19 protein-coding genes are annotated in these 21353 nt (G+C 73.2%); 9 read left to right on the top strand and 10 right to left on the bottom strand.

The window, feature by feature from the left end; genetic code table 11:
* Window positions 1-1049: 1049 nt before the first annotated feature.
* A complete protein-coding gene (locus ACIP98_RS17870) occupies window positions 1050-1652 on the bottom strand; it encodes a hypothetical protein (protein ID WP_401976752.1) in 603 nt (200 codons plus the stop codon).
* Window positions 1653-1839: 187 nt separating this feature from the next.
* Here ACIP98_RS17870 and ACIP98_RS17865 point away from each other — a divergent pair, with 187 nt between their 5' ends.
* From ACIP98_RS17865 to ACIP98_RS17840, 6 genes are all read left to right on the top strand, one after another.
* Entirely contained in the window at window positions 1840-4593 is a 2754-nt protein-coding gene (locus ACIP98_RS17865) for a penicillin acylase family protein (protein WP_401976750.1), read from the top strand.
* Between the two features lie 141 nt (window positions 4594-4734).
* The gene (locus ACIP98_RS17860; RefSeq protein ID WP_401976748.1) at window positions 4735-5502 is read left to right on the top strand and encodes an SDR family oxidoreductase; all 768 of its coding nucleotides are present in this window, start codon (window positions 4735-4737) and stop codon (window positions 5500-5502) included.
* Window positions 5499-7172 (top strand): AMP-binding protein, encoded by a 1674-nt coding sequence (locus tag ACIP98_RS17855; protein WP_401976746.1) that lies wholly within the window; start codon window positions 5499-5501, stop codon window positions 7170-7172. Before ACIP98_RS17860 ends, ACIP98_RS17855 begins: the two co-directional genes overlap by 4 nt.
* Window positions 7173-7225: 53 nt before the next feature.
* Window positions 7226-7831 (top strand): TetR/AcrR family transcriptional regulator, encoded by a 606-nt coding sequence (locus ACIP98_RS17850; RefSeq protein WP_319661930.1) that lies wholly within the window; start codon window positions 7226-7228, stop codon window positions 7829-7831.
* A 22-nt stretch (window positions 7832-7853) separates the two neighbouring features.
* The gene (locus tag ACIP98_RS17845; protein ID WP_319661931.1) at window positions 7854-8840 is read left to right on the top strand and encodes an NADPH:quinone oxidoreductase family protein; all 987 of its coding nucleotides are present in this window, start codon (window positions 7854-7856) and stop codon (window positions 8838-8840) included.
* A gap of 80 nt (window positions 8841-8920) precedes the next feature.
* Complete coding sequence (locus ACIP98_RS17840) at window positions 8921-10195, top strand: glycosyltransferase 87 family protein (protein ID WP_401976743.1); 1275 nt, start codon at window positions 8921-8923, stop codon at window positions 10193-10195.
* Window positions 10196-10277: 82 nt separating this feature from the next.
* Here the strand turns inward: ACIP98_RS17840 and ACIP98_RS17835 are convergent, their stop codons facing one another.
* Window positions 10278-11504 (bottom strand): acyl-CoA dehydrogenase family protein, encoded by a 1227-nt coding sequence (locus ACIP98_RS17835; RefSeq protein ID WP_319661933.1) that lies wholly within the window; start codon window positions 11502-11504, stop codon window positions 10278-10280.
* 2 nt (window positions 11505-11506) lie between these two features.
* Complete coding sequence (locus tag ACIP98_RS17830) at window positions 11507-12532, bottom strand: phosphotransferase family protein (RefSeq protein ID WP_319662052.1); 1026 nt, start codon at window positions 12530-12532, stop codon at window positions 11507-11509.
* 720 nt (window positions 12533-13252) lie between these two features.
* Here ACIP98_RS17830 and ACIP98_RS17825 point away from each other — a divergent pair.
* Complete coding sequence (locus tag ACIP98_RS17825; RefSeq protein WP_319661934.1) at window positions 13253-14551, top strand: glucarate dehydratase family protein; 1299 nt, start codon at window positions 13253-13255, stop codon at window positions 14549-14551.
* 9 nt (window positions 14552-14560) lie between these two features.
* On the opposite strand, the gene ACIP98_RS17820 is transcribed toward ACIP98_RS17825, so the two are convergent.
* The 3 genes from ACIP98_RS17820 to ACIP98_RS17810 form a co-directional block, all read right to left on the bottom strand.
* Window positions 14561-15484, bottom strand: a complete 924-nt coding sequence (locus ACIP98_RS17820) for an MBL fold metallo-hydrolase (protein WP_319661935.1) — start codon at window positions 15482-15484, stop codon at window positions 14561-14563.
* 87 nt (window positions 15485-15571) lie between these two features.
* Entirely contained in the window at window positions 15572-16975 is a 1404-nt protein-coding gene (locus tag ACIP98_RS17815; RefSeq protein ID WP_319661936.1) for a gluconate:H+ symporter, read from the bottom strand.
* Between the two features lie 62 nt (window positions 16976-17037).
* The gene (locus tag ACIP98_RS17810) at window positions 17038-17559 is read right to left on the bottom strand and encodes a gluconokinase (protein ID WP_319661938.1); all 522 of its coding nucleotides are present in this window, start codon (window positions 17557-17559) and stop codon (window positions 17038-17040) included.
* Between the two features lie 112 nt (window positions 17560-17671).
* Here ACIP98_RS17810 and ACIP98_RS17805 point away from each other — a divergent pair, with 112 nt between their 5' ends.
* Window positions 17672-18379, top strand: coding sequence for a FadR/GntR family transcriptional regulator (locus ACIP98_RS17805; protein ID WP_401976741.1), 708 nt, complete (start codon window positions 17672-17674; stop codon window positions 18377-18379).
* A 29-nt stretch (window positions 18380-18408) separates the two neighbouring features.
* Here the strand turns inward: ACIP98_RS17805 and ACIP98_RS17800 are convergent, their stop codons facing one another.
* Window positions 18409-18960 carry an AAA family ATPase gene (locus ACIP98_RS17800; protein WP_319661940.1) on the bottom strand — a complete coding sequence of 184 codons (552 nt, stop codon included), beginning with the start codon at window positions 18958-18960 and terminating at the stop codon, window positions 18409-18411.
* A gap of 180 nt (window positions 18961-19140) precedes the next feature.
* On the opposite strand from ACIP98_RS17800, the gene ACIP98_RS17795 reads away from it, so the two are divergent.
* Window positions 19141-20085: a hypothetical protein gene (locus tag ACIP98_RS17795; RefSeq protein ID WP_319661941.1), complete on the top strand. Its 945-nt coding sequence runs from the start codon at window positions 19141-19143 to the stop codon at window positions 20083-20085.
* Here the strand turns inward: ACIP98_RS17795 and ACIP98_RS17790 are convergent.
* The 3 genes from ACIP98_RS17790 to ACIP98_RS17780 all read right to left on the bottom strand — a co-directional run bounded on the left by ACIP98_RS17790 (window position 20031) and on the right by ACIP98_RS17780 (window position 21253).
* Window positions 20031-20504, bottom strand: a complete 474-nt coding sequence (locus ACIP98_RS17790) for a MarR family transcriptional regulator (protein ID WP_319661942.1) — start codon at window positions 20502-20504, stop codon at window positions 20031-20033. The two genes, ACIP98_RS17795 and ACIP98_RS17790, sit on opposite strands and share 55 nt — an antisense overlap.
* Window positions 20505-20585: 81 nt before the next feature.
* Window positions 20586-20909: a DUF202 domain-containing protein gene (locus ACIP98_RS17785; RefSeq protein ID WP_319661943.1), complete on the bottom strand. Its 324-nt coding sequence runs from the start codon at window positions 20907-20909 to the stop codon at window positions 20586-20588.
* Window positions 20909-21253: a DUF202 domain-containing protein gene (locus ACIP98_RS17780; RefSeq protein ID WP_319662053.1), complete on the bottom strand. Its 345-nt coding sequence runs from the start codon at window positions 21251-21253 to the stop codon at window positions 20909-20911. Before ACIP98_RS17780 ends, ACIP98_RS17785 begins: the two co-directional genes overlap by 1 nt.
* Between the last annotated feature and the right edge of the window lie 100 nt (window positions 21254-21353).

Genomic DNA, 21353 nt, shown 5'->3' with positions numbered 1-21353 from the left:
TCGTCGCATTACCCTCCGGTAGGTGTCAGCCCCTGCGCTGCGCTGGCTGTCCGGGTGGGTTTTTTCCCCGCCCGCCCGCCCGTGTGCCCCAGGAAGTCCGGGCGCCCCGGCGCGCGTTTCGTGGGGTGCCGGGGTCGGGGCCTCCGGGGCTGGCCATTCTGGACAGCACATTTCGGTGCCTCGGGTACCTGCTCATCTCGGCCCGGGTTGTGCACCCAAATATGCTCCACAGTCCAGAACACCCACCCCTACGACCCCGCCCCCTCCGTAGGTTGTCGCGCCTGATCCCCGGTGGGGGGTATGGAGGCGGTCCGGGTGCCCCCGGTTGCCTGGACACGGGCCGACCGGCTGTGAGGGCGCGTCCCATGGGGTTTCCCGGGCGGCGGGTTCCACAGGGAGCAGGGGGTAGACGCGGCTGCGGGCGGTGAGGTCGTCCGGTCCTGTGCGCTCGGCGGCGCCTGCGAGTGGCTCGGCCGGGTCGTCTTGCCGGCCGCGTCGAACTCCACTCGGCGGCTGGCGTGCGGTGTGTCTGCGAGGGGCGGATCGCGGGTCTCATGGGGTCCTGCGCGGCGGCGGGTTCCACAGGGAGCAGGGGGTAGACGCGGCTGCGGGCGGTGAGGTCGTCCGGTCCTGTGCGCTGGCGGCGCCTGCAAGTGGCTCGACCAGATTGTCTCGTCCGAGGCCGTGCCGAACGCCACTGCCGGTGCGGGGGCGAGGCGGCGGTTGCCTGGGCGGCTGGCGTGCGGCGCGCCAGCGGTGGCCCGAGCACGGTCCGCCTCCATACCCCCCTCCGGGGATCAGGCGCGAACACAGCGGAGGGGGCGGGGTCGTAGGGGTGGGTGTTCTGGACTGTGGAGCATATTTGGGTGCATGACCCGGGGTGATCAGTTGAGGGTGCTTGAGGCACCTAAATGTGCTGTCCAGAATGGCCGGCCCCGGAGGCCCCGCACCCGGCCCCCACGAAACGCGCGCCGGGGCGCCCGGACTTCCTGGGGCACACGGGAGGGCGGGCGGGGAAAACCCACCCGGACAGCCAGCGCAGCGTCGGGTCAGCCCGCGGCGGCAAGCAACTCCCCCCGTGCCGCGGCCACCGCCGCCCCCGTCAGGACGGGAAGCGGCACCACGATCCCGCAGTGCGCGCACACCGGTCCCGCGCCGGGATAGTGGTTGAGACGGTCGCGCCACAGGAGCCGCTCCTGCGCGCAGACCGGGCAGGCGCGCCCCGCCCCCGCGTCGATCGCCGTGATGATGCGGCGCAGGACGTCCGCGAGCCGGTCGGAGGGGTGCGTGAGCGGATCGTCGCACCAGGCGACCCCGTTGCCGCCCCAGGTGCGCCGGTGCCAGTCGTCGAGCGCGCCGGGCTGCCGGATGCCGGAGAACTTCTCCTCCTTGCGGCGGGCGGCGAACTCCCGTTCGTACGCGAGCCAGACGGCCCGCGCCTCCTCCAGCTCCGCGAGTGCGGACAGCAGGCGGGCCGGGTCGGGTTCGCGGTCGTGGGGGGCGAACCCGGCGCGGGCGCACAGGTGGTCCCAGGTCGCGCGGTGCCCGTACGGAGCGAAGCGCTCCAGGCATCGCCGCAGGTAGGTGCGGCGCTGGGTGGGGGACCACCGCGGGTCGCGCACCTGTCTCGCGAGACTTCGGAATCCGGCCATGGCATGCCACCTCCGTCATCGGGTTCGCATCGCTGTCCAATGGACGTAACGGACGGCGATCCGGATCCATCCCCGGTGCGGTGAGTTCCGGCCGATCTCGTGTGCTCAAAACGTGACGCATGTTCATCTTACTCGTGGGTCAACTTCGAAGTAATCTGCGTCACACCGGCCTTCGGGAGGAGCGGTCATGCGTGTGCAGATTGACAGGTTCAGGTCAAGACTGAGAGCGGGTGCCGCCGCGGCGGTGCTCGTACTGGGCGCGAGCCTGCTCGCGCCGCTCCCATGGGCGGCCCCCGCGGCCGCCGCCACGCCCAACGACTACTGCCAGGGGCAGTGTTCCGACATCCTGCCGCCGGGGGAGAACGGCAACGCCACTCTCGCCCAGATCCTGCTCAACCAGATCTTCGGCACCCAGCCCGACCACGCGGAGGACCAGCTCGGGCCGTACGCCAATCTGGCCACCGGGTACCAGGGCCTGACGAACGCCACGATCAACACCTTCTTCAACGACGCGTCCTTCGGCGTCCCCGCCGGCCAGGTGGCGTCCACCGTCTCGCCCCGCAGCGACGTGACGATCACGCGCGACAAGAAGACCGGTGTCCCGCACATCTCCGGGACGACCCGCTACGGCACGGAGTTCGGCGCGGGGTACGCCGCGGCGCAGGACCGCCTGTGGATGATGGACCTCTTCCGGCACGTGGGCCGGGGGCAGTTGACCTCGTTCGCCGGCGGCGCCCTGGCCAACCAGGGCCTGGAGCAGCAGTTCTGGCGCGCGGCCCCGTACACCGAGGCCGATCTGCAGGCCCAGATCGACTGGATCGCCTCCCACAACGGCGCGCGCGGCCAGCAGGCGTACGCGGACGTCAGCGCGTACGTGGACGGCGTCAACGCCTACATCGCCGCATCCGACAGCGGCCGCTACTTCCCCGGCGAGTACGTGCTGACCGGTCACAAGGACGCGATCACCAACGCCGGCACCATAGAGAAGTTCAAGCCCACCGACCTGGTGGCGCTCGCCTCCGTGATCGGCGCCCTCTTCGGCACGGGCGGGGGCGGCGAGGTGACCAACGCGCTGTCGCTGCTGGCGGCCCAGGAGAAGTACGGCGTCACCGAGGGCACCAAGGTGTGGGAGTCCTTCCGCGAGCGTGACGACCCCGAGGCGGTGCTCACCGTCCACAACGGGGAGAGCTTCCCGTACGCCGTGCGCCCCGACAACCCGCGCGGCACGGCGATGCCCGACGCCGGCTCGGTCACCGAGGAACCGCTGGTCTACGACCGCACCGGCACCGGCGCGACCGCCAAGGCCGCCGCCGCGTCCAGGAGTGCGGCGAATACGGCCCTGTCGGCCAACACCCGGGGCATGTCCAACGCCCTGCTGGTGAGCGGCGCACACACCGCGAGCGGCCACCCGGTCGCCGTCTTCGGCCCGCAGACCGGCTACTTCGCGCCGCAGCTGCTCATGCTGCAGGAGATCCAGGGGCCCGGGATCAGCGCCCGCGGCGCCTCCTTCGCGGGTCTGAGCATGTACGTGGAGCTGGGCCGCGGCCCGGACTTCGCCTGGAGCGCGACGACCTCCGCCCAGGACATCACCGACACCTACGCCGTCGAGCTGTGCCAGGACGACGTCCACTACCTCTACCACGGCACCTGCACGCCCATGGAGAAGCTGGAGCGCAGCAACTCCTGGACGCCGACCACCGCCGACGGCACGGCCGCCGGCTCGTACCGGATGCAGGTCTACCGGACCAAGTACGGGACCGTGGAGTACCGCGGGACCGTCGGCGGCAAGAAGGTGGCGTTCACCAGCCTGCGCAGCTCCTACATGCACGAGGCCGACTCGGTGGTCGGCTTCCAGATGCTCAACGACCCGTCCGCGGTCACCGGTCCCGCCTCCTTCGAGGAGGCCGTGCAGCACATCAACTACACCTTCAACTGGTTCTACGCCGACTCCCAGCACACGGCGTACTACAACAGCGGCGACAACCCCGTCCGGCAGACCGGCGTCGACGCGACCTTCCCGGTCCGCGCCGAGAGCGCGTACGAGTGGCAGGGCTTCGACCCCGCGCACAACACCGCCGACTACACACCGACTGCCCAGCACCCGCAGTCCGTCGACCAGGACTACTACGTCTCCTGGAACAACCGGCAGGCCAAGGGGTACGACGCGGCCGGGTTCGGCAACGGCTCGGTGCACCGCGGGGACCTGCTCGACGACCGGGTCAAGCAGCTCGTCGCCGCGGGCGGGGTCACCAGGGCGCAGCTCACCCGGGCGATGGCCGACGCGGCGCTGACGGATCTGCGCGGCGAGGACGTGCTGCCGAACCTGCTGAAGGTGATCCGCAGCAGCGCCGTCTCCGACCCGGCGGCCGCCGCGGCCGTCACGAAGCTCGGCGACTGGGTCACCGCGGGCGCCAAGCGCAAGGAGACCTCGGCGGGTTCGCACACCTACGCCAATGCCGACGCGGTGCGCATCCTGGACGCGTGGTGGCCGCTGCTGGTCAAGGCCGAGTTCGAACCGGGCCTCGGCAGCGGGCTGTACGCGGCGCTCACCGCCAACCTGACCGTCGACGAGTCGCCCTCGGCCGGGCACGGCCCGACCGGCGCGCACGCCGGGAGCGCCTTCCAGTACGGCTGGTGGTCCTATGTCGACAAGGACATCCGCCAGGTCCTCGGTGAGCCCGTCCAGGGCGGGTTGGCCAGGAGCTACTGCGGCGGCGGCTCGCTCAGCGCCTGCCGGGACATTCTGATCACCACCCTGAAGCAGGCCGCGGCGGCGACCGCCGCCCAGGTCTACCCGGGCGACGAGAACTGCTCGGCAGGCGACCAGTGGTGCGCCGACACCGTGATCCAGCGGCCGCTCGGCGGCATCAAGCACGGCAAGATCAGCTGGCAGAACCGCCCGACCTACCAGCAGGTCGTGGAGTTCGCCGCGCACCGCTGACCCGGTGCGACCGCCCGTGCCGCGATCCGGGGCCCGGCCGTTTCGGCCGGGCCCCGGCCCGTGTCCGGGCGGCATGACCTTCCCTCTCTCTGACCGACCGCTTAGTATGCGAAGGGAGCCGTACGAGTCGAAGGAGACGCGATGGAAGCGCTGCGCGATGCCCGGGTGGTCGTCACCGGTGCGGGGGGCGGGATCGGTGCGGCGCTGGCCCGCCGATTCGCCGCGGAGGGCGCCCGTGTCGTCGTCAACGACCTGAACAAGGCCGCCGCCGAGGCCGTCGCCGAGGAGATCGGCGGCATCTGCCTGCCCGGTGACGCCTCGGGCGTGGTCGGGCCGGCCCGCGAGGCGCTGGGCGGCCACATCGACCTGTTCTGCGCCAACGCCGGTATCGGCTCCATGGCCGGCCCCGAGGCCGACGACGAGGTCTGGCAGCACGTGTGGGACGTCAACGTCATGGCGCACGTCCGGGCGGCGCGCGAACTGCTCCCGGAGTGGCTGGAGCGCGGTGAGGGCCGCTTCGTGGCCACCGTCTCCGCCGCCGGACTGCTGACCATGGTCGGCGACGCCCCGTACTCCGTCACCAAGCACGCGGCCCTCGCCTTCGCCGAGTGGCTGGCCGTCACCTACCGCCACCGCGGCGTCCGCGTCCACGCCGTCTGCCCGCAGGGCGTGCGCACCGACATGCTGCGCGCGGCCGGCCACGCCGGCGAGCTCGTCCTCGCCCCCGGCGCCATCGAACCGGAGGACGTCGTGGAGGCCGTGCTCCAGGGCATCGCCGACGAGCGCTTCCTGATCCTGCCGCACCCCGAGGCCGCCGGGTACTACGCGGCCCGGGCCGGCGACACCGACCACTGGATCGACGCCATGAACCGGATGCAGCGGAAGCTGGAGGAGGGGGGAGCGGCATGACCTCGTACGAGAGCAAGCCCTGGCTCAAGCACTTCAGGCAGGAGCTGCGCACCCTCCCCGACCCGCCGCCGACCCTCCTGCACACCTTCCGCGCCACCGTGGAGCGGGTGCCGGACCGCACCGCGCTCGCCTACTTCGACGCCCGGATCTCCTACCGCGAGCTCGACGAGCTCTCCGACGGGCTCGCCCGCCACCTCATCGGACGCGGCTTCGCGACCGGCGACCGGCTCGCGATCGTGCTGCAGAACATCCCGCAGTTCGCGGTCGCCCTGCTCGCCGCCTGGAAGGCCGGCGGCAGCGTCGTCCCGGTCAACCCGATGTACAAGGAGCACGAGCTCGGCCACATCCTGCGCGACGCCGACGTGGCCGCGCTGGTGTGCTCCGAGCGCGCCTGGGACGCCTACATCCGCAAGACGGCCGCGGACTCCCCGGTCCGCATCCCGCTGACCACCAGCGAGCTCGACCTGCAGACCCGCGACGACCAGCGGGTTCTGCCAAAGCGGCGGACCGGTGCCGGGAGTACCGGGGGTGCGGAGGACGCCGAGGACCTGCTCGCCGCCGCCCACGCCGGCACGGTGGGTCCCGCCCTGGCCGGCCCCGGGCTCACCGGCGGGGACGTCGCGCTGATCAGCTACACCTCGGGCACCAGCGGCGTGCCCAAGGGCGCGATGAACACCCACGGCAACATCAGCTTCAACGCCGACCGGCAGCGCGCCCACAGCGTGCTCCCCGAGGGGGCGACGATCTTCGCGCTGGCGCCGCTGTTCCACATCACCGGCATGGTCTGCCAGCTCGCCGCCGGCATCGCCGCGGGTGCGACGGTCGCCCTCGCCTACCGCTTCGAGACGGGCGTCGTCCTGGACGCGCTCCGCGAGCACCGTCCCGCCTACATGGTCGGGCCGTCCACCGCCTACATGGCGCTGATGGCCCACCCGGAGGCCGTGCCGGAGGACTTCGCCTCCTTCCAGCTGCTGTACTCCGGCGGCGCGCCGCTGCCGCCCGCCCTGGTGGAGGCCTTCCGGGAGCGTTTCGGGCACTACCTCCACAACGGCTACGGCCTCACCGAGTGCACCGCCCCGGCCACCAGCACCCCGCCCCATCTGGAGGCCCCGGTGGACCCGGTCTCCGGCACGCTCTCGGTGGGCGTCCCCGGTCCCGACACCCTCGTGCGGATCGTCGACGAACAGGGCGCGGACCTGCCCTTCGGTGGGCACGGCGAGATCGTGGTGCGCGGTCCGATGGTCGTCCCCGGGTACTGGCGGCTGCCGGAGGCCTCCGCGGCGGCCCTGCCCGGCGGCGAGCTGCGCACCGGCGACATCGGCTTCATGGACGAGGACGGCTGGGTCTACGTCGTCGACCGCAAGAAGGACATGATCAACGCCTCCGGCTTCAAGGTGTGGCCCCGCGAGGTCGAGGACGTCCTCTACACGCACCCCGCGGTGCGCGAGGCCGCCGTCGTGGGCGTCCCCGACGCCTACCGCGGCGAGTCCGTGAAGGCGTACGTCAGCCTGCGCCCGGACGCCGCCGCGTCCCCCGGGGAGCTGATCGCCCACTGCAAGGACCGGCTCGCGGCGTACAAGTACCCCCGCGCGATCGAGGTCCTGCCCGAGCTGCCCAAGACCGCCACGGGCAAGATCCTGCGCCGGGAGTTGCGGGCACGAGCGGACTGACGACATACCGCTCGGTACGCTGTCCCGCGCACCGTACGGAGAGAGGGCAGGCCATGGCACGGAGTACGACACCACCGAAGGCGGCCGCCACCGCTGTCCCGCAGCGGCTGCTCGCCGAGGCCACCCGGCTGTTCGCCGAGCGCGGGTACGACCGGACCTCGGTGCAGGAGATCGTCGAGGCCGCCGGAGTGACCAAGGGCGCGCTGTACCACTACTTCGGCAGCAAGGACGACCTCCTGCACGAGATCTACGGCCGGGTGCTGCGGCTGCAGATGGAGCGCCTGGAGTCGATCGCGGACAAGGACGAGCCCGTGCAGCGGCGCCTGGTCGAGGCCGCCGCGGACGTCGTCGTCACCAGCATCCAGAACCTCGACGACACCAAGATCTTCTTCCGGTCCATCCACCAGCTGAGCCCGGAGAAGCAGAAGGCGGTGCGGGCCGACCGCCGCCGCTACCACGAGAAGTTCCGCGCGCTGGTGGAGGAGGGACAGCGCGAGGGGGTGTTCCGGGCGGAGGCCCGGCCCGACCTCGTCGTGGACTTCTTCTTCGGCGCGGTGCACCACCTCGGCACCTGGTACCGCGAGGACGGACCGCTGTCCGCCGGCCAGGTCGCCGCCGATTTCGCCGACATGCTGCTGCACTCCGTGCGGCAGCCCTGAACAGGAGCCGGGAGCGGACCGCATGAAGGCATGGCGAGTGCACGAGAACGGGGAGCCGCGCGAGGCGATGCGCCTCGAGGACCTCCCCGACCCGCAGCCCGGCCCCGGCGAGCTGCTGCTCACGGTGCGCGCGGCCGCGGTCAACTTCCCCGACGCGCTGCTGTGCCGCGGCCACTACCAGGTCCGGCCACCGCTGCCGTTCACCCCCGGTGTCGAGTTCTGCGGCGAGATCACCGCCGTCGGCGAGGGCGTCGAGGGACACCGCGCCGGCGACCGCGTCATCACCCCCGCGGCGCTGCCCGGCGGCGCCTTCGCCGAGCGGGCCGTCGTCCCGGCCGCCGGTGTGCTGCCCGCGCCGCAGGCGCTGGACGACGCGGAGGCCGCCGCTCTCCACATCGGCTACCAGACCGGCTGGTTCGGCCTGCACCGGCGCGCCGGCCTGCGAGCGGGCGAGACCCTGCTCGTGCACGCCGCGGCGGGCGGTGTGGGCAGCGCCGCGGTCCAGCTCGGCAAGGCGGCGGGCGCCACGGTCATCGGCGTCGTCGGCGGCCCGGAGAAGGCCAAGGCCGCCCGGGAGCTCGGTGCCGACGTCGTCGTCGACCGGCACAGCGAGGACTTCGTTTCCGTCGTCAAGGAGGCCACCGGCGGGCGCGGCGCCGACGTGGTCTACGACCCGGTCGGCGGCGACGCCTACACCCGGTCCACCAAGTGCATCGCCTTCGAGGGCCGTATCGTCGTCGTCGGTTTCACCAGCGGCACCATCCCCAGTCCCGGGCTCAATCACGCCCTCGTGAAGAACTACGCCGTCCTCGGCCTCCATTGGGGCCTTTACAACGCCCACGACCCGGCCGCGGTCCGGCGCTGCCACGACGAGCTGACCCGGCTGGCCGCGGAGGGCGCGATCAAACCCCTGGTGAGCGAGCGGGTCCCGCTCACCGGCGCCGCCGACGCCGTGCAGCGCGTCGCGGACGGCAGGACGACGGGACGACTGGTGGTCGTCAACAGCTGATCACCCGCGAGCAACCTGTGCGCCGCCTGGATCGTCTCTTCTCCAAAGGCCGGACCGCCGAACAGGGGGAGAAACGAACGATGCGGTGGTGCCTTGACGCACGCGGGCAGTGGACGGCCTGGGCGGTGACCCGGCTGCTGCTCGTGGGGGCGTCGCTGCGCCTCGGCCCGTTCAGCGGTCTCGGAGACCTCGACCCGTCGGTCTCGGAGGTGTACACGGGCTGGTACGCGGTGCTGCGCACCGGTGTCTTCCCCGTCGCCGACGTCACCTGGCAGTACCCGCCCGGTGCCGCGCTCCCGCTGCTCGCCCCGGGCCTGGTGCCGCTGCTGGACTACGGCCACGCGTTCATCGTCTGCTGCGCGCTGTGCGACGCCGTCGTGACCGCCGTCCTGCTCCGCAAGGGGCCCGGCACGGCGGCCGCGTGGATGTGGATCGGCGGCCTGCCGCTGCTGATCACGCTGCCCTGGAGCCGCTTCGACGTCTTCGTGACCGCCACGGCCATGGGCGCCCTCATCGCGGCGGGCACCCGGCGCCGCTGGGCCGACCTCGCCTTCGGGATGCTCGTCGGGCTCGGCGCCATGGTCAAGGCCTGGCCGCTGCTCCTGCTCGGCGGACTGCGGGCCGGCCCGCGGGCCCGTACCGCGGTCCTCACGGCGGCGGCGACCGCGGCGGCCGTCGCCCTCGGCTTCGCCGTCGCCATGCCCGGGGCCTTCGACTTCCTGGCCGCGCAGCGCGAACGCGGCATCGAGGTCGAGGCGACGGCGGCGCTGCCGTTCCACGTCGCCCGGCACTTCGGCTGGTCGGGGCGGTGGATGCCGCGCGACGGCTCCATGGAGTTCGTCGGCCCCTGGATCCGCGAGGCGGTCTGGGCCAGCGAGGCCTGCACGGTCCTGGCCTTCTGCTGGCTGCTGTGGTGGTGGCGGCGGGCCGACCGCAGGGGGCCCTGGGTGCTGCCGGACGCGGCACTGACGGCGGTGCTGCTCTTCGTCGTCACCAGCCGCGTCCTGAGCCCGCAGTACCTGATCTGGCTGATCGGCCTGGCCTCCGTCTGCCTGCTGCACCGCGGCACCTCGCAGCGGCCGGTCGCCGCCCTCCTGGTCGCCGCGACCGTGCTGACGACCCTGGACTTCCCGCTGCTCTTCCGCGACCTGCTCGACGGGTCCGTCCTGGCCGTGGGCGTGCTGACCGCCCGCAACCTGCTGCTCGTGGCCGCCGCGGCGGTCTCGGCGACCCGTCTGCTGCGGGCCACCCGCCGCGCCGGCACCGGCCCCGGGGCGGTCCACCTCGTCGCGGACGGCGAGACGCGGGGCGGGAAGGACGCGCAGGCGCTGGGCGTGGGCAGCCGGGCCGCCTGACCGGGCCGGCCGCGCACCGCTCCCGCACACGAAGGCGCCCCCGGGCGGGGGACCCGGGGGCGCCTTCGCAAGCGTGTGACGCTCAGCCCTCCCGGGGGGCGTACCGCTTCAGTTCACGTCGGGCGAGCGACCGCTTGTGGACCTCGTCCGGCCCGTCGGCCAGACGCAGCGTGCGGGCCGCCGCGTACAGCTCGGCGAGCGGGAAGTCCTGGCTGACGCCGCCCGCGCCGTGCACCTGGATGGCGCGGTCGAGGATCAGGCCTACCTTCGCCGGAGTGGCGATCTTGATGGACTGGATCTCGGTGTGCGCCCCGCGGTTGCCGACCGTGTCCATCAGCCACGCGGTCTTCAGCACCAGCAGCCGCAGTTGCTCGATCTCCACGCGGGCCTCGGCGATCCACTCCTGGACGACGCCCTGCGCGGCCAGGGGCTTGCCGAACGCGACCCGCCCGGTGGCACGCCGGCACATCAGCTCCACCGCGCGCTCGGCCATGCCGATCAGCCGCATGCAGTGGTGGATGCGGCCGGGGCCCAGCCGGGCCTGGGCGATGGCGAAGCCGCCGCCCTCCTCGCCGACCAGGTTCTCCGCCGGCACCCGAACGTCGTGGAAGGCCACCTCGGCGTGGCCGCCGTGGTCCCCGTCGTCGTAGCCGAACACCCGCATGCCGCGCCGGACTTCGAGGCCGGGCGTGTCGCGCGGCACGAGGATCATGCTCTGCTGGCGGTGCCGGTCCGCGGTGGGATCGGTCTTGCCCATGACGATGAAGATCGCGCACTTCGGGTTCATCGCGCCGGAGATGTACCACTTGCGGCCGTTGACGACGTAGTCGCCGCCGTCGCGCACGATCCGGGTCTCGATGTTCGTCGCGTCCGAGGAGGCCACGTCCGGCTCGGTCATCGCGAAGGCCGAGCGGATCTCCCCGGCGAGCAGCGGCTCCAGCCAGGTCTTGCGCTGCTCGTCGGTGCCGAACTCGTTCAGCACCTCCATGTTCCCGGTGTCCGGGGCGGCGCAGTTGAGGGCGGGCGGGGCGAGGTGCGGGCTGCGGCCGGTGATCTCGGCCAGGGGCGCGTACTGGAGGTTGGTCAGGCCCGCGCCGCGCTCACCGGGCAGGAAGAGGTTCCACAGGCCCAGCTCCCGCGCCGTCGCCTTCAGTTCCTCCACGACCGGCGGCGCCGACCAGACCGCGTCGCCCTCGGCCGCCTCGCGCTGCCGGTGGAAGACCGGCTCGGCGGGGTACACGTGCTCGTCCATGAAGGCGAGCAGCCGCCCGCGCAGTTCCTCGGTCCTGGCGTCGTACGCGAAGTCCATGGTCAGCCTTCCTCAAGTGTGCGCAGGCCGTTGTCGATGAAGGCCGGGACGACGGCACCGATCCGGTCGAAGCCGGCGCCGACGGTCTGGCCGAGGGTGAAGCGGTAGTGGATGCCCTCGAGGATGACCGCGAGCTTGAAGTACGCGAAGGCCGTGTACCAGGCCACCGCCGACACGTCGCGTCCCGATCCGGCGGCGTAGCGCTCGACCAGCTCGGCGGCCGAGGGGTGACCCGGGGCGCCGCCGGTGACGGACACCGGCGTGCCGGGGGTCGGGCGCAGCTCGCCGTACATGAGCAGCAGGCCGAGGTCGGTCAGCGGGTCGCCGAGCGTGGACATCTCCCAGTCCAGGACGGCCCTGATGGTGTCGTCGGAGCCGACCAGCACGTTGTCGAGCCGGTAGTCGCCGTGCACGACCGCCGCGGGGCCGGAGGCGGGCAGCCGCGTGCCCAGGGCGGCCGCGAGCTCGTCGATGCCCGGCAGGTCGCGGCTGCGCGAGGCGTCGAGCTGCTTGCCCCAGCGGCGCAGCTGGCGCTCCAGGAACCCGTCGGGGCGGCCGAAGCCGGCGAGCCCGGCCGTGACGGGGTCGACGGCGTGCAGCGCGACCAGCGTGTCCACCAGGTCGAGGACGATGGCGCGGGTGCGCGCGGGGCCGAGTTCGGTGAGCTGCTTCTCGGTCCGGTAGGGCGTGCCCTCCACGAAGTCCATGACATAGAAGGGCGCGCCCAGGACCTCGGGGTCCTCGCACAGGAGCACGGCGCCGGGGACGGGCACGGAGGTGTCGCGCAGGGCGCTGATCACCCGGTGCTCGCGGCCCATGTCGTGCGCGGTCGCCAGGACGTGTCCCAGCGGCGGCCGCCGGACCACCCAGCGCGCGATGCCGTCGGTCACGGCGTAGGTCAGGTTGGACCGCCCGCCCTCGATCAGCTCGCCGTCGAGCGCGCCGTGCAGCAGGCCGGGCCGCTGCGCGTCCAGGTACCGCCGCAGCCGGTCCAGGTCGAGCCCCGGTGGGTTCTCCGTACCGCTCATCATGCTCCTCGCCACTGCCGAACCTGTCCCCGACATCATGCCGACCAGTCGGTATGTCGTCCAGTCCACCGCGTGAACCGGCGGCCGCGCGCACCGAGGTGCCCGCGCCCGGCGGCGCCGCGGGACGTGCGGCCATGATCCCGCCCACCGCGCCCGACTGCCTCTGCGGCCCGGCCGCGGCGGCGCTTTCGGCTGCGCCGTCGACCGGGACGCCTTTCCCCGCGCGTTCGCCGACGCCCACGCGGCCGACCCGCACCGCGTGCCGCGCCGCATCGGCGCGGGGGAGTCGCCCCGCGCGGCGCGCCGAGGGGGACCCGGCCCCGACCTCGCCCCGGACCTCGCCCGGGACCCGGCCCAGGTCTGGACGCGGTCGCCGACGTGCCCGGTGGCCCGCGCGTCGCGAGCCGCTTCCCGGAGGCCACCCCCGTCCGGCACGCCGCCGGTGTGCGGGGCTCGGGCCAACGGCGGCGTCCGCACCCGGCGCCGTGCGCTTCGCCCTCTGGGACGCCGCGGCCGGGCCGGCGGCATGGGCAACGCCCCGCGCCGCGGCGGGCGGTGTCGCCGCCGCCCGTGCCGGCGTGGCTGCCGCCCGGTCGGCGTCGCCGGGGTGCGATCCGTGTCCGGACCTGTGCGTTCTTGACGAGTTTGGGGAGGGGACCTAGGGTCCGATTCTGATAGACGCATCTCAATCATGTATGTGAACAACGAGGGTGGGCGTTGATGACACACCGCAGGGACCTGACGATCACGGACGTACGACTCACCCCCGTCCTGATCTCCGACCCGCCGCTCCTCAACACCCAAGGTGTTCACCAGCCGTTCACGCCCCGGTTGATCATCGAGGTGACCACCGAGACCGGGATCACCGGCGTCGGCGAGACCTACGGCGACGCCCGCTACCTGGAGCCGGCCCGGCAGCTCGCCGACGCGCTGCCCGGTTGCGAGGTCAGCGACCTGAACAACCTGGTGCCGCTCGCCAACCTGGTGTGCGCACCGCCCCAGGAGACCTCGGACGCCGTGGACGCCGGCGGGCTGCGCGGCGTCCAGACCGCCGACAAGGTGCTGCTGTCGGTCGTCTCCGGCTTCGAGGTGGCGTGCCTCGACGCGCTCGGCAAGGCGCTCGGGCTCCCGGTGCACGCGCTGCTCGGCGGCAAGGTGCGCGACACCGTCGACTACAGCGCCTACCTCTTCTACCGCTGGGCGGAGCACCCGGACGGGCAGGGCCTCAAGGACGACTGGGGCGCGGCGCTCGACCCGGAGGGTGTCGTGGCGCAGGCCCGGCGCTTCGTCCGCGAGTACGGCTTCGCCTCGTTCAAGCTCAAGGGCGGCGTCTTCCCGCCCGAGGAGGAGATCGCCGCGGTGCGGGCGCTGGCCGCGGCCTTCCCCGGCATGCCGCTGCGCCTGGACCCCAACGGCGCCTGGTCCGTGGAGACCTCGCTGCGCGTCGCGGACGAGCTCGGCGACGTCCTGGAGTACCTGGAGGACCCCACCTCCTCCACCGCCCGCATGGCCGAGGTCGCGGCGCGCACCGACCTGCCGCTGGCCACCAACATGTGCGTCACCACGTTCGAGGAGATCCCCGAGGCGTTCGCCCAGGAGGCCGTCCAGGTCGTGCTCTCCGACCACCACTACTGGGGCGGGCTCCGCAACACCCGTGAACTCGCCGCGCTCTGCCGCACCTTCGGGGTGGGGGTGTCCATGCACTCCAACACCCACCTCGGCATCAGCCTCGCCGCGATGACCCACGTCGCCGCCACGGTGCCGAACCTGCACCACGCCTGCGACTCGCACTACCCGTGGCAGACCGAGGACGTCATCACCCGCCGCCACGAGTTCCGCGGCGGCCGGCTGGCCGTGTCCGACGCCCCCGGCCTCGGCGTGGAGCTGGACCGTACGGCCCTGGAGACCCTGCACCGCCGCTGGCTCGACGACGACGGCGGCCTGCGCGACCGTGACGACGCCAAGGCCATGCGCCGCGCCGAGCCCGGCTGGGTCACCCCCGCGGTGCCGCGCTGGTGAAGGCGGGCCTCAGGCCAGGCACTCCGGGACCCGGCCGCCGTTCAGCACCGCCATGTCGGTGATGATCCGCGCCAGGTCCAGCGGCGAGCCGGGCGGCAGCCCGTCCAGCTCCGCGTACGCGCGGTGCAGATTGGCGACCAGCCGCTCCGGCTCGCGCAGTGCCGCGAACTCCCCGGCGTCGGCGGTCCTGGCGACCTCCAGCGGTTCCCGCCCGGCCTTGTGGCCGTCCGCCGCGAGCTCGGTCACGAAGCGCAGGTAGCGCTCCGTCGTGTCGTACGCCGACGGGTCGCAGACCTGCCCGTGGCCCGGCACGACCACCTCGGCGTCCAGCGAGCGCAGCATCTCCAGCGCGTCCAGCGAGCCCGCCACGGAGCCCATCAGGACGAAGGGCGCGCCGCCGTTGAACACCAGGTCGCCGGTGAAGACCACCCGTGACCCGGGCAGCCACACCACGGTGTCGCCGAGCGTGTGGGCGACCCCGGGGTGCAGCAGCCGCACCTCCTCGTCGCCGACGTGCAGGGTCAGCTGCTCCTCGTAGGTGACCGTGGCGGGGACGACGGGCACCTCGCCGTAGTCCACGTCCGGCCAGATGGCGTGCAGCTGGTGCCCCGCGGCCAGCTGCTCCTTGACGCACGCCGTGTGGCCGACGATCCGGGCGCCGGAGGCGAAGACGCTGTTGCCGTTGGTGTGGTCGCCGTGGTGGTGCGTGTTGACCACGTACGAGGGCTGCGGCACCCCGGCGGCGGTCAGCGCGTCGCGCAGCAGCAGGGCGCGCCGCTCGGTGGCGGCGGTGTCCACCAGCAGGGTCGTGCGGCCGTCGCTGACGAACCCGGCGTTGTTGAGGCACCAGCCGCCGTCCGGCTGGACGTAGGCGTGGACGCCCGGCGCGAGCCGGGAGGTGTACGGAGCTTCGGTGTACGACGGTGACGGCATGGCTGCGCCCTTCCCTGGTGGACCCCGAAGAACCTAACAGGGAAGGGCGCAGGCCAGGCGGGGTGGGGTCCGCCCTCGACGGACCGGCTACAGGATCAGCGAGAGCAGCAGGACGAAGACGATCGCGACCACCGAGATGAGGGTCTCCATCGCCGACCAGGACTTGAGGGTCTTCGGGACGCTCATCCCGAAGTACTCCTTGACCAGCCAGAACCCGGCGTCGTTGACGTGCGAGAAGAACAGCGACCCGGCGCCCACGGCCAGTACCAGCAGCGCGGCGTGGGTGGAGGTCATGCCCTCGGCGAGCGGCGCGACCAGGCCCGCGGCGGAGATCGTCGCCACGGTCGCGGAGCCGGTGGCCACCCGGATCAGGACGGCGATCAGCCAGGCCAGCAGCAGCGGCGAGATGTGCCAGCCGTCGGACCAGGCGAGGATCATGTCGCCGATGCCGGCGTCGACGAGGGTCTGCTTGAAGCCGCCGCCCGCGCCGACGATCAGCAGGATGCCCGCGATCGGGCCGAGGGACTTCTCGACGGTGGTGGAGATCCGCTCCTTGGTGAAGCCGGCCGCCCGGCCGAGGGTGAACATGCCGAGCACGACGGCCGCCAGCAGGGCGATCAGCGGCGAGCCGATGACGTCGAAGATGCGGAAGACCAGGCTGCCCTGGTCGTCGACCAGGACGTCCACCAGTGCCTTGCCGAGCATGAGCACGACCGGCAGCAGCATGGTGGCCACGGTGGGGGCGAAGCCGGGCCGCTTCTCCAGCTCGTCCGAGGCGCGGGTGGGGGTGAGGTGCTCGGGCGGGGTGACCTGCACCCAGCGGTCCACGAAACGGCCGAAGAGCGGTCCGGCTATCGCGACGGTCGGCAGGGCGACGAGGACGCCGAGCGCGAGGGTGGTGCCGAGGTCGGCGTGGATGGCGTCGATCGCGGCGAGCGGGCCGGGGTGCGGCGGGACGAGACCGTGCATGACCGACAGGCCGGCCAGCGCCGGGATGCCGATCCGCATCAGGGAGTGGTTGCCGCGGCGGGCCACCAGCAGTACGACCGGGATCAGCAGCACGATGCCGACCTCGAAGAACAGTGGCAGGCCGATCAGTCCGGCGATCAGGGCCATCGCCCAGGGCAGCCGGCGCTCGCTGGTCCTCGCCAGGATCGTGTCGACGATCTGGTCCGCGCCGCCGGAGTCGGCGAGCAGCTTGCCGAGGATCGCGCCGAGCGCGATGAGCACGCCGACGCCCGCGACGGTGGTGCCGAGCCCGGTGGTGAAGCTGGTGATCGTCTTGGCCAGCGGCGCTCCGGCGACGGCGCCGAGCACACCGGTGCCGATGGTCAGGGCGAGGAAGGCGTGCATCTTCCAGCGGGTGATCAGCAGGACGATCACCGCTATGCCGACGAGCGCGGCGACGGCGAGCCGGGTGTCGCCGGCGCTGGTGATCGGCTCCGTCGCCGCCGGCGTCGCGGCCAGCAACTCGGCGCTGAGTGCAGACACGTGGGTACTCCGTTGTCAGTGGGGGGAGGGTGTCGGAGGGTGCGGGGCGCGCTCCGGGGGGCTCAGTGGGGGAGAGCCGCCAAGGCGCGCTCGGTGATCTGCTGCGGCCCGCCGTCGATCGTGACGACCGCTCCGGCCTCGTCCGGGTCGAGCGGTTCCAGCGCCTCGAACTGCGAGTGCAGCAGCCCGGCCGGCATGAAGTGCTGCATCCGCGCCGCGAGACGGCCGGCGATCAGCTCCTCGGGGCCGTCGAGGTGGAGGAAGAACAGGCCGGGCGTGTCCCTGCGGAGCCGGTCGCGGTAGCGGCGGCGCAGTGCGGAGCAGCTGACCACGCCGCCGCGCTCGCCGCGTTCGGTGATCCAGGCCGCGATCGCGTCCAGCCAGGGGGCGCGGTCCTCGTCGTTCAGCGGGTGCCCGGCCGACATCTTGGCGATGTTGGCGGGCGGGTGGAAGTCGTCGGCCTCGGCGTACGGGACGCCGAGCCGCCCGGCGAGCAGTCCGCCGACGGTGGACTTGCCCGATCCGGAGACCCCCATGACCACCACCAGGGGCAGCCGCGGGCCGTCCGGGCCGTTGTCCGTCATCGCTGGTACCTCCTCGTCCGGGTGACGGCCCTCAGGAAACGGCATAGGTACTACTTATTCAAGGGGTCGAAATCAAATCGTCATACGAATCAATCCCGCATAGGCTGTCGCCATGGATCGGCAGGGAGAGAACGGCGGCCTGCACGCCCGGGTCCTGGCGGAACTCGGCCCCGCCATCGCCTCCGGCGTCCACCCGCCCGGCACGGTGCTGCGCATCGACGAGATCGAGCGCGACTTCGGCGTCTCCCGCACCGTCGTCCGCGAGGCCGTCCGCGTGCTGGAGGCCATGCACCTGGTCGAGTCCCGGCGCCGGGTCGGCATCACGGTGCGCCGCACCGAGGAGTGGAACGTCTTCGACCCCGCCGTCATCCGCTGGCGCCTGGCCGGCGCCGACCGGCCCCGCCAGCTGCGCTCGCTGACGATGCTGCGCACCGCCGTCGAGCCGGTCGCCGCCGCCCTCGCGGCGGCGGCGGCCACGCCGGCCCAGTGCCGCGAACTGACCGTGCTCGCGGCCGAGATGGCTGCGGCCGGACGGGCGGCGGACCTGGACGCCTACCTGGTCCACGACGTCGCGTTCCACCGCGTGATGCTCCAGGCGTCGGGCAACGAGATGTTCGCCCGGCTCGGCGACGTGGTCGCCGAGGTCCTGACCGGCCGCACCGAGCACCACCTGATGTTCAGCGCCCCCGACCCGGAGGCGGTCACCCTCCACGTCCGGGTCGCCGAGGCCGTCCGCTCCCGGGACGGCGAGACCGCCGAGCGGCTCATGCGGGAGATCTGCGTGGGCGCCATGCGCGAACTGGACATCCTGGCGCCCTGACACCGCCCGGCCGCCGGGACCGAGTCGGCTCAGCCCGTGGGCCCGGCGTGGCGCAGGATCGTGTCGACGGTCTCCTGCGGGGTCTGCTCGCCGGTGTCCAGCCACAGTCCGATCCGGGGGGTGCCCGAGCGCAGCGCGCGGTCGAGCCGGGCGGGTGTGACGACGGCGTCGTAGGCCCGCTTGGCGCGGGCTGCCTCCCGCGCGGCGACCGCCCGGGGCGGCGGGACGAGGACGACGACGTGCAGCGGCCTGGTGCGCAGCAGCGCGATGGTGCGCGGCAGTTCGTCGCCGAGGATCACGTCCTGCAGCACGGGCGTGAAGCCGGCGGCGGCGTACGCGTCGGCGCTCGCCGCGGCCAGCGCGTACCGCAGCCGCATCTGCCGCAGCGCCTCCTCGTCCGGGCCGTCGTCGTGTTCGTCGCCGGGGTGGCCGGGGTGGCCGGGGGCGGGCTCGGCGCGGCCGCCCACGATCATCCGGCGGAAGACGTTCCCGCGGATGTGCGCCGACCTCGGCAGCCGCTCGGCCAGTGCCTGCGCCACGGTGGACTTGCCCGAAGCCGGGATCCCGGTGATCAGGAACATGCCTCGCACCGCCGCCGTCTGTCGCGGAACCGGTAACGGGTCGTCACAAGGCCCTCCCCTCAGGGGAATTGACGTGTCAGGGGCGAATCTAGGGTCGAACGCGCCGGCAGCGGAATCCCTGGTGACGGACGACTGGAAACCGGATGACCGGCCGGGCCCCGGAATGGTCGACTGGTGGCCATGACCTCCCCGCCCGGCGCGCGCCCCGCCCCGCCGCAGCCCTACCGCTGGACGCTGTCGCGGGCCGGCGGCGGGCGTCGCCCCGACCGCCTCGGCGCGCTCGCCGAAGGGGGCGAGCCGCCCCGGCTCTGGTTCCTGCCCGAGCTGACGACCTGCGCGGGCAAGGTGCTCGCCCGCTCCGGCGGGGCCGATCCGTGCTTCGTGGGGCGTTCCCTGGACAGCATGTACGACCTGCTCAGCGGTGCCTTCGAGGGTTCCTCGTGGGACGGGCGGCTGCTGCGTCTGCCGCTGTCGCTGCGGGCGGCCGGCGCGGGGCTTGACGCGGCGCACACCCGCCGGCTGCGGGAGCACCTGGCGGCCGCCGGGCTCGCCCCGTACGACCTGGCCCGCCGCACCCGGCCGGTCGCGCTGGTCGACGTGGTGGACGGGGGCACGACGTACGACGTGCTGCACGGCGCGCTGGCCGGCTGGGCGGCAGAGAGCCGCGAGCCCTGGCCGGTGATCCGCCGCAAACTGCGCTTCGTCGGGGTGACGATCCGGGAGCGGACCAGCCCGAACACCTGGCGCTGGCGGCAGCACACCGAGGGAGACTGGGCCCGCGCCCTGCCGGCCGGGCACGTCGTGAGCGTGTCACTGGACGCCCGGGTGTGGGCCTACCTGGGCAACCACCAGGACAAACTGCAACCCTCGTTCCCGCCCCGCCGGTGGTTCGACGACTGGGCCGGCGAGCCCTGGCACCGCCCGGGGCTGCCGGCGGCCCTGGCCGAGTCGCTCGCCCTGGTCCGGGCGGGCCGCGGCCGCGCCGTGCGCGAGCACCTGATCCGTGTCATCGGCGCCGAGCCCGGCTTCGCCGACCGGAACGTCCGGGCGCTCGTCGCGCCGTTGCGGCGTCAGCCGCGGGCGCGGTCCTCCATGACCGGGCGCAGCCGCTCCAGCAGGCCGTAGAGCGCCTCCCGCTCCCCGGCGTCGAGCACGTCGAGGGCGCCGTGGGTGGCCTGCATCTCGTCGCGCACGCGGCGCATCGTCTCGCGGCCCAGATCGGTGGCGACCACGTTCTTCACCCGGCGGTCGGCCGGGCTCACCTCGCGGCGCACAAAGCCGTGGGCCTCCAGACGGTCGACGATGCCGGTGATGTTGGACGCGTCGCACACCAGCCGCTCCGCGAGACCGCGCATCGGGACCGGGCCGTGCAACTGGGCGAGCACCTTGGCCTGCATGGACGTCAGCCCGTGCCGCGCCGCCGCGGCCGCGAAGTCCTGCCACTGGGCGGTACCGATGGCCGCGAGCAGCTCCAGCAGCTGGATCTTGGAGGGCGGGGCGACGGCCGGCGAAGCCGGGGCGGTCGGGGCGTTCCGGGCGCTCATGCTGCGAGTGTACTCAGGTACTTGACATTGTGAACCATTTGCTTGACGTGCCCAAGTTCCCGCGGGCGCGGCGGCCCGGGCTCACAGGAACAGCAGCGCCGACCCGAGGAGGACCAGCACCAGGACGCACAGCCCGGCCCAGGCCGCCCACGGCACGCTCAGCACCGGCGGCCGGGCGTCGTCCAGCACGGCGATCCTGCGCTGCGCGACCGCCGTGAACGCCAGCCACACCAGCGCGCACACCGCCACCTCGCAGATCGCGCCCGCCGACACCCCGTGCAGCAACGACTCGCGCCCGGCCAGCAGCGCCGCCACCGCGAAGGCGAGGGTCGTGCGCCGCCACGCCAGCCGGGTCCGTTCCGGCTGCAGCCCGGGATCACGCGACGGGGTCCGGCCGGCGTCCATCAGCCGGCCCGCCCCAGCACGGCGGTGAGCAGCAGCGTCACCGCCATCGCGGCCACCACCACCGCCAGCAGCGCCGGGAACCGCGAGACCGGCAGGTCCTCCCCGCGCCGCATCGCCCGCTCGCAGCGCACCCAGTGGTTGACCGCCCGGACCGCGCACATCGCCCCGCCCACGACCAGAACGACCGCCAGCGTCACCCGGACCGGACGCTGCAGGTCCCGCAGGAACTGGTCCACGGCGAAGCCGCCGCCCACCAGCGCCAGCGCCGTGCGCAGCCAGGCCAGGAACGTCCGCTCGTTCGCCAGCGAGAAGCGGTAGTCGGGGGTCGTGCCCTCCGTCCGCATCCGTTCCGGGGCGAACCACAGGCCGACCACCCGTGCGGTGTTCCGGACAGCGTCGATCACACGGTTCACCCTACCCACGCCGGGACAACCCCCGGCGTCC

It is taken from the genome of Streptomyces sp. NPDC088354 (assembly GCF_044753585.1).
Lineage (GTDB): Bacteria > Actinomycetota > Actinomycetes > Streptomycetales > Streptomycetaceae > Actinacidiphila.
Note: the sequence above shows the minus strand (reverse complement) of the source record. Positions and strands in the feature narration are given on the sequence as shown.

Coding starts and splice junctions, on each gene's coding strand:
- ACIP98_RS17825 (WP_319661934.1), top strand. CDS start 13,253: ATGACACACCGCAGGGACCTGACGATCACGGACGTACGACTCACCCCC.
- ACIP98_RS17785 (WP_319661943.1), bottom strand. CDS start 20,909: ATGGACGCCGGCCGGACCCCGTCGCGTGATCCCGGGCTGCAGCCGGAA.
- ACIP98_RS17810 (WP_319661938.1), bottom strand. CDS start 17,559: ATGACGGACAACGGCCCGGACGGCCCGCGGCTGCCCCTGGTGGTGGTC.
- ACIP98_RS17860 (WP_401976748.1), top strand. CDS start 4,735: ATGGAAGCGCTGCGCGATGCCCGGGTGGTCGTCACCGGTGCGGGGGGC.
- ACIP98_RS17865 (WP_401976750.1), top strand. CDS start 1,840: ATGCGTGTGCAGATTGACAGGTTCAGGTCAAGACTGAGAGCGGGTGCC.
- ACIP98_RS17830 (WP_319662052.1), bottom strand. CDS start 12,532: ATGAGCGGTACGGAGAACCCACCGGGGCTCGACCTGGACCGGCTGCGG.
- ACIP98_RS17840 (WP_401976743.1), top strand. CDS start 8,921: ATGCGGTGGTGCCTTGACGCACGCGGGCAGTGGACGGCCTGGGCGGTG.
- ACIP98_RS17855 (WP_401976746.1), top strand. CDS start 5,499: ATGACCTCGTACGAGAGCAAGCCCTGGCTCAAGCACTTCAGGCAGGAG.
- ACIP98_RS17835 (WP_319661933.1), bottom strand. CDS start 11,504: ATGGACTTCGCGTACGACGCCAGGACCGAGGAACTGCGCGGGCGGCTG.
- ACIP98_RS17790 (WP_319661942.1), bottom strand. CDS start 20,504: ATGAGCGCCCGGAACGCCCCGACCGCCCCGGCTTCGCCGGCCGTCGCC.
- ACIP98_RS17850 (WP_319661930.1), top strand. CDS start 7,226: ATGGCACGGAGTACGACACCACCGAAGGCGGCCGCCACCGCTGTCCCG.
- ACIP98_RS17800 (WP_319661940.1), bottom strand. CDS start 18,960: ATGTTCCTGATCACCGGGATCCCGGCTTCGGGCAAGTCCACCGTGGCG.
- ACIP98_RS17805 (WP_401976741.1), top strand. CDS start 17,672: ATGGATCGGCAGGGAGAGAACGGCGGCCTGCACGCCCGGGTCCTGGCG.
- ACIP98_RS17870 (WP_401976752.1), bottom strand. CDS start 1,652: ATGGCCGGATTCCGAAGTCTCGCGAGACAGGTGCGCGACCCGCGGTGG.
- ACIP98_RS17780 (WP_319662053.1), bottom strand. CDS start 21,253: ATGCGGACGGAGGGCACGACCCCCGACTACCGCTTCTCGCTGGCGAAC.
- ACIP98_RS17820 (WP_319661935.1), bottom strand. CDS start 15,484: ATGCCGTCACCGTCGTACACCGAAGCTCCGTACACCTCCCGGCTCGCG.
- ACIP98_RS17795 (WP_319661941.1), top strand. CDS start 19,141: ATGACCTCCCCGCCCGGCGCGCGCCCCGCCCCGCCGCAGCCCTACCGC.
- ACIP98_RS17845 (WP_319661931.1), top strand. CDS start 7,854: ATGAAGGCATGGCGAGTGCACGAGAACGGGGAGCCGCGCGAGGCGATG.